12 protein-coding genes are annotated in these 12,050 nt (G+C 45.3%); 5 read left to right on the top strand and 7 right to left on the bottom strand.

What is annotated here, in order from left to right; translation table 11 throughout:
* Positions 1-345: 345 nt before the first annotated feature.
* Both VM802_RS05850 and VM802_RS05845 read right to left on the bottom strand, forming a co-directional pair.
* On the bottom strand, positions 346-1,062 hold the full coding sequence (locus VM802_RS05850; protein WP_325528894.1) for a DUF4397 domain-containing protein: 717 nt from the start codon (positions 1,060-1,062) through the stop codon (positions 346-348).
* 26 nt (positions 1,063-1,088) lie between these two features.
* Positions 1,089-2,309: a serine hydrolase gene (locus VM802_RS05845; protein WP_325528893.1), complete on the bottom strand. Its 1,221-nt coding sequence runs from the start codon at positions 2,307-2,309 to the stop codon at positions 1,089-1,091.
* Between the two features lie 216 nt (positions 2,310-2,525).
* Here VM802_RS05845 and secDF point away from each other — a divergent pair, with 216 nt between their 5' ends.
* A complete protein-coding gene (secDF, locus tag VM802_RS05840; protein WP_325528892.1) occupies positions 2,526-5,696 on the top strand; it encodes a protein translocase subunit SecDF in 3,171 nt (1,056 codons plus the stop codon).
* Positions 5,697-5,776: 80 nt separating this feature from the next.
* Here secDF and VM802_RS05835 read toward each other — a convergent pair whose 3' ends face one another.
* From VM802_RS05835 to nusB, 5 genes are all read right to left on the bottom strand, one after another.
* Positions 5,777-6,079: a HesB/IscA family protein gene (locus VM802_RS05835; protein ID WP_325528891.1), complete on the bottom strand. Its 303-nt coding sequence runs from the start codon at positions 6,077-6,079 to the stop codon at positions 5,777-5,779.
* Between the two features lie 84 nt (positions 6,080-6,163).
* Positions 6,164-6,760 carry a dephospho-CoA kinase gene (gene coaE, locus VM802_RS05830; protein WP_325528890.1) on the bottom strand — a complete coding sequence of 199 codons (597 nt, stop codon included), beginning with the start codon at positions 6,758-6,760 and terminating at the stop codon, positions 6,164-6,166.
* A gap of 117 nt (positions 6,761-6,877) precedes the next feature.
* Positions 6,878-7,216, bottom strand: coding sequence for a preprotein translocase subunit YajC (gene yajC / locus VM802_RS05825; RefSeq protein WP_325528889.1), 339 nt, complete (start codon positions 7,214-7,216; stop codon positions 6,878-6,880).
* Positions 7,217-7,251: 35 nt separating this feature from the next.
* Positions 7,252-7,695, bottom strand: coding sequence for a DUF1573 domain-containing protein (locus tag VM802_RS05820; protein WP_325528888.1), 444 nt, complete (start codon positions 7,693-7,695; stop codon positions 7,252-7,254).
* 40 nt (positions 7,696-7,735) lie between these two features.
* Positions 7,736-8,632: a transcription antitermination factor NusB gene (gene nusB / locus VM802_RS05815; protein WP_325528887.1), complete on the bottom strand. Its 897-nt coding sequence runs from the start codon at positions 8,630-8,632 to the stop codon at positions 7,736-7,738.
* A 336-nt stretch (positions 8,633-8,968) separates the two neighbouring features.
* On the opposite strand from nusB, the gene VM802_RS05810 reads away from it, so the two are divergent.
* The 4 genes from VM802_RS05810 to VM802_RS05795 all read left to right on the top strand — a co-directional run.
* Complete coding sequence (locus tag VM802_RS05810) at positions 8,969-9,250, top strand: co-chaperone GroES (protein WP_325528886.1); 282 nt, start codon at positions 8,969-8,971, stop codon at positions 9,248-9,250.
* A 45-nt stretch (positions 9,251-9,295) separates the two neighbouring features.
* Complete coding sequence (groL, locus tag VM802_RS05805) at positions 9,296-10,933, top strand: chaperonin GroEL (protein ID WP_325528885.1); 1,638 nt, start codon at positions 9,296-9,298, stop codon at positions 10,931-10,933.
* A 145-nt stretch (positions 10,934-11,078) separates the two neighbouring features.
* Positions 11,079-11,561, top strand: coding sequence for an FKBP-type peptidyl-prolyl cis-trans isomerase (locus VM802_RS05800; protein WP_325528884.1), 483 nt, complete (start codon positions 11,079-11,081; stop codon positions 11,559-11,561).
* Between the two features lie 41 nt (positions 11,562-11,602).
* Positions 11,603-12,050 (top strand): FKBP-type peptidyl-prolyl cis-trans isomerase (locus tag VM802_RS05795; RefSeq protein ID WP_325528883.1); only part of this gene is annotated, 448 nt, incomplete at its 3' end.

The following is a 12,050-nucleotide window of genomic DNA, read 5'->3' as shown; positions in this document are numbered from 1 at the left end:
AAAGACAGATAGTTTCCCAAACTTTCTTTGATGGCCTTTTCATCTATTTTCTTTGAGGAAGAAGTCGAAGAAATTTCATTGCTTTTTGTACAGCTTACCAATAGGGAACAAACGGGTAAACAGAGTACGGTTAACATTTTAAGGAATTTCATAAGTTTAGATTGATGTGATGAAAAATATAGGACGGGTTACAAAGATTAGTTAAATATAAGAGTTAGATGTTATGGGAAATCAACAAAGTATTACTTGACAACTCTGATATGTAGGAATGAATCTCACAGATTTTTAATTAAAAAGTGGTATCCCAATTTTGAGATACCACTTTGACAATGCATTTGCAATTAGTTATCGGAGGTAATGACGGGTATATGATATCTTCAGCTTCGTAGCATTGTCAGTAGAACCAGCAAGGCCTGTTAAGAAAAATGTGTAAACATCCATTGTGGATAATTGTGCTGGCGTACCATCACCGCCTCGCGCAATTACGGAATCAGTGCCGGCAAGTTTTACTTTATATGTATACGCATCGAGTGCCGGGTTGATGTTTATCCAGCTGGCAGAGAAACCATAGGTACGATTAGAGTCAACCTTTACATCATTGAAATAGAGATCTACTGCTGGTGTATTAGTACTCAGGTTGAGGAAACGGAAATTGATCTTCTGGTTACTAGTATTGGAAAGATCCTCTTTCTGTAGCAGAGATCTGAATGTGCCACCACCCTGGTTATATGTAATAATGGTATAAGCCTGAAGAGAATCGAACTGCCGCGTAACAGAATCCAGACCAACTCCATTGATGTTCCTGAAAGAAAAAGCGTAAGTGCCTGCTACCGGCACAGGTAAAACGCTACCTGCTCCCATTGGAAAAGGAGCAGTATTGTTGAGTTTCTTGTTATCCTGGAAAATATCCATACTGGAAGGTGTGGTTGCAGCATTGATGAATGCTACATAAAAAGGCGGACGTGGAATGATGTTGTCGCCGGATTTCAGGCAGGCGGATAATCCTAAAATTCCTCCAAACAGGGCTGCTATGGCCCATACACGATTTTTCTTTGTTAGCATTTGCGCACAGTTTATTTAGTAAGTGTTTATTTTATTATTGTATATGGATGAAAATCTGCTTTAAGATGATGAAAGTCAGGAAGATACTTTCTTTCCCGCCTTTTTTCTATCTCATAGATCATTTCTCCCAAGGCCTTCAAAAAAGGTTTGCCTGTTTCTTCAAAGGCTCGTTGGTCATCTCCCAGCATACCGTCGTGGTTTACCAATAAGCTGGCCGAGAGGAGGAACTCGATTTTGTTGCTGGTATCCACAATATAAGCGGTGTCTGTTAAAAAGCCATAAGCCCATCCGGGTTTGTTGTATATCCTGATATGGTCCGGTATCGCCAGGTCTTTTTGTCCTCCATACAACAAAAACTTCGTATACGCCTGATGATATTGTTCCCGGTCGTATGCCGGATTGGTTGATTCTTCCGGATAGCGTGACATCCAATGATATAAAAAACGCTGGTCGTTTTCAGTTAAACGGAAACGTTGTTCTTTTGTTACAGTTGACGGAAAAAATAGGCGGTGCATGATTTCATGCAAGCAAACCAGTGGCAGTCTGTTACGGTGGGAGAAGTCCATTGGGGCGTCTATTTTTTTGCCCCGGTGGTCGATATGGGCTGTGCCGGCGAGATCATTCCTGGGACCAAATTGCAGTTCGCTGTATGCCGCTGGTTGTTCGTACAGTAGTTGCCGCCCGATTCTGAAGGTAACTGGATTGGTATGGCGGTTAGCTTCACTGTGGAGGGGGAGCCCAACGCGGTGCAATATGCGGGCTTGCCTGAAGCCAAGCTCCCACAAACGCCTGTTGAAGGTCTCCTGGCCAATGAATTCATAAAGGCGGTTAAAGGCGTCATTGTCGCTTACAAGGAATATTTTTTTGATATAATGGGAGATAGATGGTAGCTTGCCGGCTGCGGAATGGTCGTGCTGTACTCCCGGATTGATACCCGGCAGGGGGTCGGTGAGCATGGGAGTATCCGGGTTCAGACCGGTTATGCCCAGGTTGTTGAGCTTTTCCAGGGCCAGAATGGCGCCGGGGAGTTTAACTGTAGAGGCAGGGTAGCAATAATATCCCTCGCCCGTTCCGAACCTGTAATCTGTGAAATGAGGCTGCTGCTTGTCATCGCGGTCAATGCGGGTATAGATGATCTGAAGCCTGTGTGCAGCGGCGGCGCCGAATACCTTGTCCAGAGGGCCTTTCAGCCGTCCGGGAAGAATCTCCCGGAAATTATCTGTGGCTTGATAATGTTGCGTTTCCATATATTTGCCCGTATTACAGTGTTAGAAAGCAAAGATTTTATACCAAAACAGGAAGAAACCAGAATCACGGATTTAGCAAAAAAATATGTCAACATCCCTGCAAAGCCAGGATTGTATTGATTTTGAGCCTCTTTTTATAAGGGCTTTAATATATCAATTTAAATTCTATCTTTGCAACTCTAAAAAATTTTTTATTATAAACCCGAAACAAACAACATGCAACTAAAAGGACTGGTAAGATTTTTTGCCATCGCACTGATCCTTATCTCTTTGTACCAATTGTCCTTCACGTTTTTGGTGCGGAACTATGAGAAGAAGATAGAGCAGCAGGCCGAAAATGACGTGGCCAAACAATTCCCTACCGCCGAGCAGAAATATCCGAGTAGCAAAGAGCTGCAGGCTTTCTACTCTGATACGCTGAAAGGGTTTATTAAACAAAAGAGACAACAGATCATCGACAGCACCAGCAATAAACAGATTGCGGGTTTCCCCTGGTATGTTACTTACAACAAGGCAAAAGAAAAAGAGTTGAATCTTGGTCTTGACCTGGTTGGTGGTATGAACGTGGTGCTGGAAGTAAAGGTGGAAGATGTTATCCGGGCTTTATCCGGTCAGTCCAAGGACGCAGCCTTCAACAGGGCGCTGGACCTGGCTACCGAGCGTAAAAAATCAAACCAGGCTGACTTTGTTACTTTGTTCGGGCAAACATATGCAGAAGTGGCTCCACAGGGCAAACTGGCGACCATCTTCGCGAACGCTTACCAGAAAGACATCAACTTCAACTCTTCGAACCAGCAGGTGTTGGATATGATCCGCAAGGAGTCACGTGCTGCCATTAAAAACACCTACATCGTACTCCAGAAACGTATCGATAAGTTTGGTGTGGCGCAGCCCAATATCAGCCTTGATGAGAATAAAGGCCTGATCTCTGTGGAACTGGCTGGTGTGGACAATGCTGAGCGTGTACGCAGATACCTGCAGGCCACCGCTAAGCTGGAATTCAGAGAGGTATATAAAAACAGCCCTGATTTCTTCCAGAACGTATTGTCTCCAATGAACGAGGCGATCCGTAATTCCCTGGGCAATACGCCGGAAACTCCTGCTGCAGATACCGCAAAAGCTGCTGTAGCTCAGGCTGCAGCCAAAGGTGATTCCAGCAAAACAGGCAGTCTCAGCGACTATCTCGCAAAAGACAGCGGCAAAAGCACTGCTAAAGCTGATACCGGCAAAAATTCACAGGAATTCCAGATCAAACAGCAGCAGAAACAGAATCCTCTGTTCACTGTACTGTTCCCTAATATTGATCCGCAGTCAGGTACGCTGTTCCCCAGCTCTTCTATAGGCCGCATACTGCCTAAAGATACCGCTACCTTCAATCACTACCTGCAGCTGCCTGCCGTAAAAGCTATTCTGCCTAAAGATGCAGTATTCGCTTTCGGCCCTGAAAATAAAACTGACAAGTACGGCCCGATCCCTGTTTATGTACTGAAAGTAAACCCGACTAACCCTGAACCAAGGGTAGGTGGTGAAAGGATCGTGGATGCCCGTCAGGATATGGACCAGAACAACCAGCCTGAGATCAGTATGACGATGGATAACATCGGCGCCCATGAATGGAAAAAGCTGACCGGCGAACTGGCTCCCGCTAATCCGAAAGATCCTGCTACACTGAACTTCGTGGCTGTAGTACTCGATAATATCGTTTACTCTGCACCTTCTATTCAGGGTGAGATCGCTGGCGGACGTTCTTCTATCACTGGTAGCTTTACTATTGAAGAAGCCAATGACCTGGCGAACATTCTGAAATCAGGTAAAATGCCGGCTCCTGCACAGATTGTACAGGAACAGATCGTAGGACCTACACTGGGTGCTGAGTCTATCGCTGCCGGCGCCAAATCATTCATGATCTCCTTCGTGATCATATTTGTACTTATGCTGGTATACTATAACTCTGCCGGCTGGGTTGCCAATATCGCCCTGGTTCTGAACCTGCTGTTTACTTTCGGCATCCTTGCCTCCCTGGGAGCTACCCTCACTATGGCTGGTATCGCCGGTCTGGTACTCACCATCGGTATGGCTGTGGATACCAACGTAATCATCTTCGAAAGGATCAAGGATGAACTGACACACGGAAGATCATACCAGGATGCTATATCACACGGTTACAAACGTTCTTACGCTCCTGTACTGGATGGACACGTTACCTCTTTGCTTACTGCGATCATCTTGTTCTATTTCGGTCTTGGTCCCGTACTGGGCTTTGCTACAACTCAGATCATCGGTCTGTTGCTGTCGCTGTTCTGCGGTATCCTGATCTCCCGCATGGTTACTGACTGGTGGACAAACAGGAAAAGACATTTCGAGTACTTTACTCCGATTTCCCGTAAAGTGTTCCAGCACATTTCCTTCGATTTCGTTGGTAAACGTAAATACGCTTATATCATCTCTGCGGTGGTAATGGTTGCAGGTGTATCATCCTTCTTCCATGGTTTCGATCACGGTATCGATTTCTCCGGTGGCCGTAGTTTCACTGTACGCTTTGAGCACTCAATGAACACGGACGAAGTAAGAGCCGCCCTGAAGCAGGAATATGATGCTGAGCCTTATGTGAAAACTATCGGTACTACTAACCAGCTGAACATCACTACTTCTTATAAGATCGAACAACAGGGGCTGAACATAGATAAAGAGGTGACAGATAAACTCTATCACGGTCTGAAGAAATACTATGATCCTTCTGTAACGCTGGAGGTATTCAAATCCCGCTATATCATCGGACAACAGACGGTTTCACCAACTATTTCCGACGATTTACGCGCTGGTGCGGTGAAAGCAACCATCCTGTCTATAGTGGTGATCTTCCTTTACATCCTGCTGCGATTCAATAAATGGCAGTACTCTATCGGTACTATCTTCTCTTTGCTGCACGACGTACTGGTAACGCTGGCAGTATTCTCCTGGTGCCGTTCCTTTGTACCTTTCACCCTGGAAATTGACCAGCACTTCATCGCTGCGATACTGACTGTGATTGGCTTCTCCATGAACGATACCGTAATTGTGTTCGACAGAATCCGTGAGTACTTCAAAACGGGTGCTCATGGTAAAGACAGGAACACTGTTATCAACAAAGCTATCAACGATACACTGAGCCGTACTATCATGACATCGCTCACTGTATTCCTGACCATCCTGGTATTGTTCATCTTTGGTGGTGAGGTAACCCGTGGTTTTGCCTTCGCAATGCTGATCGGTGTTATTACTGGTACTTATTCTTCTATCTTCGTGGCTGCACCTGTACTGGTGGACTTCGACAAGAAGAATCAGTTATCAAATGAAAGCGATGCAATAGCTGTTAGCGACAAGAAAGCGTCTCCGGCTACTAAATAAGAAAGTGAGATAACTGAGAAATGTTTGATAAAGAAGGCCCCCCGCTACAGCGGGGGGCCTTCTTACTATATGAGTAAATGCTATTTTTGAGGGGTATTGAAGACGAATCCCCTGGCCTCCGGCGTATCCTGGTAATCTATTTCCATTCCCATGAGGTACATGCCATGCGCCTTTTTCATGATTACAGGAATACCTGCCACTTCAAACAGGTTATCGTCTTCCTGGCGTGCGTCAAATCCAAGCATATATGCTGCCCCGGAGCAACCGCCGCCTTTAACGCCTACACGCAGGTAGGGGGCCTCCGTGCCACCAGCCAGTAGCTTTTTCAGCTCTGTAGCAGCAGCGTCAGTCAGTTGTATCGGGGCAATAAGAGCAGTATCCATAATCCGCAGTTTTTGCCAAAGTTAGGAAAATCGGGATGGAGTAGGAGGGGTGGTATCCGCCAGGTAAGTGGAGCGGGGGGAGTGTTACTTTTCTGCGGCCAGCGCAAGTAGTTGTTCATGTAATGCCAGTACCTGCGGGATCACCATCTTCTGTTCGTCATTCTGGATAACATAATCGCATAAACGCATTTTTATGGATTCATCTAATTGTTTATACATACGTGCCAGCACATCCTCACGGGATACGTTGTCGCGCTTGATGACGCGGAGGAGCCTCAGTGGCTGTGGCGCATAAACGCCAATGATTTTATCGAGGTAGTGGAATGATTCTGTTTCAAACAGCAGGGCTGCTTCTTTGAGCACATAGGGGGTGGTTTGTTGTTCGGCCCAGGTATTGGAATCACGGATGGTGGCGGGGTGGACGAGCGCGTTGAGCAGCGCCAGTTTGTCTTTGTCATTGAAGACGATGTTGCCGAGGTATTTTCTGTTTAAGGTACCATTTTCGTCATAAGCGGCATCGCCGAATTGTTTCTTTACCTCTGCGGCGAGGGCGGTATCGCGTACGAGGATGTCCTTGGCTCTTTCATCAGCATAGTAAACGGGTACGCCCAGCAGTTCAAATATTTTACTGACGGTGCTTTTGCCGGAGCCGATGCCTCCTGTGATTCCAACCTTTAGCATAATGTTTTGATTCCACTGTTAGTATGGTTTCCGAAGGTATAAAAAATTACGGACTGTAATTTTTATGATGAGGATCATCACAAGAATTACAGTCCGTAATTGGGAGTGTATGCTATATTATTTTACGTCAGCAGGTTTTTGTTGCTGCTGGGTATATTCCATGCTGATGGCAGAACGTTCGATAGTGAAGTTGGTGCCGGGGCTAACTTCCACCAGTACGGTGTTATTGTCGTTCATTTTTTTCACTTTACCGTGAATACCGGCGATGGTAACGATTTTATCGCCTTCTTTCAGGTTATCGATAAATTGTTTCTGCAGTTTTGCTTTTTTAGTCTGCGGGCGGATCATGAATAGCCACATAACGAGGATCATACCACCGAAGAAAAGGATAGAGATGGTAGGATTACCGCCACCGCCTTGCGGGCCTGCAGACAGGAAAATGTTCAGGATGTTCATCTATAATTGATTTAAGCGTTTAATTTAAAGGTGTTTTATTTCACAATGACATTACACTGGATCTTTGGTCCTATGATGTAGCCGCCGCCAGCATTTGTTTTTACGGAGATTTCCTTTTCAACATACCCAGATTTGCCATGGCTGTCGAACACCACTTTCATGAAACCGGCCTCACCGGGTTTGATGGGTTCTTTGGGCCATTCAGGGACGGTGCAGCCGCAGCTGGAAATGGCGTCTTCAATAACCAGTGGCTTTGCGCCGGTGTTGGTGAATTTGAAGGAATATTCCACTTTTTCTCCTTGGGAGATATCACCGAAGTTATGCACTTTTTCTTCGAAAGTGAGTAGCGAGGTCTTTCCTGAATCAGCTGCTATAGTCAGTTGTTGTCCGGCGGCAGGAGTTTTATCCGAAGCCGTTTTACTGTTGCAGGAAGCCAGGAAGATGGCGCCACAGGTAAGGAAGCAGAGCAGTGTTTTCATGAATTTACGAGTGATTTTGCCGTAAAAATAACTTATTCATTTATTTTTTAGGACGATCCTGTTTTTGCACCAGCTCTTCTTTCTCAAGGTCTTTGAGGATATTGTCCAGTATACCATTGATGAACTGGCCGCTTTGCGGTGTGCTGTATGCTTTGGCCAGATCAATATATTCATTGATGGTTACTTTGGTAGGGATGGTTGGGAAATACAGGAATTCGCATACGCCCATTTCCATAAGTAACATATCCACAGCAGCTATACGCTCGGGGTCCCAGTTTTGCAGCTTGGGTTTGATGAGCTCGAGACAGTATTCTTTTTTATCTATCACGGTCAGCAGCAGTTCTTTGGCATAGTCCATTTTTTCTTTGCTGATGAGCTGAAGGAAATTAAAAAGGTGTGGTTTGTTGAAATAATTGCTGATAAGGATGCTCATCATTTCTTCGTCATCGCCCCAGTGGAGGAAGTTATCTTCCATGTGCTGGAGGAACGATTCGTTTTTGGACAGTATTTCTTTGCAGATAAATTCCAGCATCTCTTTTTCGCCTTGTCTGGAGCGGCTTTCATCGGCAATATATGCTTTATAGGTGTCAGTGGTCAGCAGGGAGTTATAGAGTTTCCTGACGAGGTCACTGTCGGTTAGGTTGCGCATTTTCCATTGTTCCAGGTTCACCTGGAAACCTTTGTCATTAGTTATCTGGAAAATGAATTCATTGCCTGCGATTTTAGTGTTTACCTGCAGATCCTCGGCGGAGGGTAAGTGCTTGGATGCACGTGACTGAGCGTCTGTTTCAGCATACTGAGCCACCTGTACCACTGAATAAAGTAAGTAGGTAAAGATCTGGCAGGTCTGGTCCAGCTTTTCATTTAAAAGCCTGGTAGCCGTGCCGGGCTTAATATTGCTTTGCTCCATCGTTTCCAGGGCGTAAAGTGTTTGCATTACTTTTACCCGGATGTTTCTTCTACTGATCATCGTATAAAAAAGAACTGGTATAAGGGCGCAAAACTAGACAAAAAATCTGAGAATTACGGATTTCGGCTTCCAGTGATTTCCGAATTCCGGTATATGGTTATTCAGTGGAAATGTAACCCATTGAAAGTAAGGTTATGAACCTTTTACTGTCATTTTTTCCTGAGGTCTGTCAATATTTGTCAGTACGGTGGGCATGCAGTACATTTACAGTCTGCAAATTTGACCCAAATTGGCCATTGGCATAATTCTCGCGGACAAGGTTGCATTCACAAAATCAACTACTTCTTTTAAATAAAAACTACTATGGCTAAGAAATTAAGTATTAAACCATTAGCTGACAGGGTAATTGTGAAACCTGCAGCCGCAGAAGAGAAAACAGCTGGCGGTATCATTATCCCGGATACTGCAAAGGAAAAACCTGTTAGAGGCACCGTGGTGGCCGCCGGTCCTGGTAAAAAAGATGAGCCTATTACAGTAAAAGTAGGTGATACCGTACTCTACGGCAAATATTCCGGTCAGGAACTGCCGATTGATGGTGAGGATTACCTGATCATGAGAGAATCAGATATTTTGGCTATCGTTTAATCGTGATATTACTTTTCAACAAACTTTTAAATACTCTGCATAATTATGGCAAAACAAATATTCTTCAATACTGACGCCCGCAACAAAATGAAGAAGGGTGTTGATACTCTGGCGGACGCTGTTAAAGTAACCCTGGGCCCTAAAGGCCGTAACGTAGTTATCGAAAAGAAATTCGGTGCTCCTGGTGTAACTAAAGACGGTGTAACAGTTGCGAAAGAAATTGAACTGGAAGACGCTATCGAAAATATGGGCGCCCAGATGGTGAAGGAAGTAGCTTCCAAAACTGCTGATATCGCAGGTGATGGTACTACTACTGCAACTGTACTGGCACAGTCCATTATTGGCGAAGGCCTGAAAAACGTTGCAGCCGGCGCTAACCCAATGGATCTGAAACGTGGTATCGACAAAGCTGTTAAAGCTATCGTTGAAAACCTGAAAAAGCAGTCTGAAAAAGTTGGTAACGATAACAAGAAAATTGAACAGGTTGCTACTATCTCTGCCAACAACGACGCAGAAATTGGTAGACTGATCGCTGAAGCGATGAAAAAAGTAACCAAAGATGGCGTTATCACTGTAGAAGAAGCTAAAGGAACAGATACTACTGTAGAAGTAGTAGAAGGTATGCAGTTCGACCGTGGTTATCTGTCTCCTTACTTTATCACCAACAGCGAAAAAATGCAGGCTGAACTGCAGAACCCTTACATCCTGATCTACGATAAGAAGATCAGCACCATGAAGGATATTCTGCACATCCTGGAGAAAGTTGCTCAGCAGGGCGCTCCATTGGTGATCATCTCCGAAGATCTGGAAGGCGAAGCACTGGCTACCCTGGTGGTAAACAAACTGCGCGGTACCCTGAAAGTAGCTGCTGTAAAAGCTCCTGGTTTCGGCGACAGAAGAAAAGACATGCTGCAGGACATCGCTACCCTCACAGGTGGTATTGTTATCAGCGAAGAGCAAGGTTACAAACTGGAAAATGCTGACCTGACTTACCTGGGTAAAGCGGAATCCATCACTATCGATAAAGACAATACCACTGTTGTTGGCGGTAAAGGTCAGAAAAAAGATATCCAGGGCCGCATCGGTCAGATCAAAGCTCAGATCGAAGTAACTACTTCTGACTACGATCGTGAAAAATTACAGGAGCGCCTGGCTAAATTAAGCGGTGGTGTTGCTGTACTGTACGTAGGTGCTGCTACTGAAGTGGAAATGAAAGAGAAGAAAGACCGCGTTGACGATGCATTACACGCTACCCGCGCTGCCGTTGAAGAAGGTATCGTTCCTGGTGGTGGTGTGGCTTACATCCGCGCTATCGAAGCTCTGGAAAAACTGAAAGGCGAGAACGAAGATGAACAGACTGGTATTGCCATCGTTAAACGCGCTGTAGAAGAGCCTCTCCGTCAGATCACTGCCAACGCTGGTATCGAAGGTTCCATCGTTGTTCAGAAAGTGAAAGAAGGCAAAGGTGATTTCGGTTTCAACGCACGTACTGAAGTATATGAAAAAATGCTGTCTGCCGGCGTTATCGATCCTACTAAAGTGAGCCGCATTGCTCTGGAAAACGCTGCATCCATCGCTGGTATGCTGTTGACCACTGAATGTGTAATCGCTGACAAACCAGAACCTAAATCCGCTGCTCCTGCTATGCCAGGCGGTGGTCATGGTATGGGTATGGATTATTAATCTGTATAATGATCATAAACAGCTCCTGCCGGTTCTTCCGGCAGGAGTTTTTTTTGTGCCGGATTCGCTCCGGAAATGTAACTTTAGCAGCTCAACACCGTTACACTGATGACACTGTGCGCAACCGGAAATTAAACTGATCCCGATGAATCAGATCATAAGAGTTTTAACTGTCTGCCTTTTTATATTATTATCTGCCTGTTCTAAAAAAGAGGATAGCAGTGCGCTGTTGCTGGAAAGCGATGCCGCTTCCAATGATATTGCCAGCTATCTCTTTGCCCGCCAGGAATCCGCCCAGCGTGATCCATCAGGCGTTTATTACCAGATCATTAATATAGGGGATCAGGTGCGCAGGGCAACCCCCACTTCTGTTCCTGTCCTTAAATATACCTACGAACTCATTGATGGCAGAACTGTAGCCACTTCATTTGATGCTACCGATTTCGGCGGCCGCCAGCTGAAAGATCATATTCCTGGCTGGCAGGTCGGATTGACAAAAATCTATAAGGGTGGAAAAATCAGGCTCTTCATCCCGCCGGCAATGGCTTTCGGCAGTATTGGGGTGCCTTTGCTTGTGCCCCCCAACGCCATCCTGATCTCTACACTCGAGCTGGTGGACATCAGGTAATATGCTTTTTTACAATCACCAACATAAACAGTATCGTACGTATGCAGAAAGTTTTATTGGCGGCAGGAATGTTCCTTATTCTACTCGTCGCAGCATGTAGCAAGAGTGACAACGCACCAGCATTTGATCATTATGCCCAGTTCCTGAAGGACAGCGCCACCATTGATAATTATCTGAAAACAAACAGTATTACGGCTTCTCACAATCCTGGCAGTATTTTTTACAAAATCATTGACAGCGGTAAAGCAGACTTGAAGCCTAACCTGCAAAGTAATGTTACTGTTGCTTATACCGGTACTTTCCTGAATGGGACAAAATTTGATGGGAACGATAATACGAGTTTCGATCTTAACGGCGTTATCCTTGGCTGGCAAGTGGGTATTCCGCTCATCGGAGAAGGTGGCCGTATCCAATTATTCCTGCCGTCTTACTTCGGTTATATGAACACCGGCGACAGAAGCGGAAAAATAGCGCCCAATACAGTCATAT

This window comes from Chitinophaga sp., assembly GCF_035538455.1.
Taxonomy (GTDB): domain Bacteria; phylum Bacteroidota; class Bacteroidia; order Chitinophagales; family Chitinophagaceae; genus Chitinophaga.
This window is presented reverse-complemented; position numbering and strand designations above follow the sequence as displayed.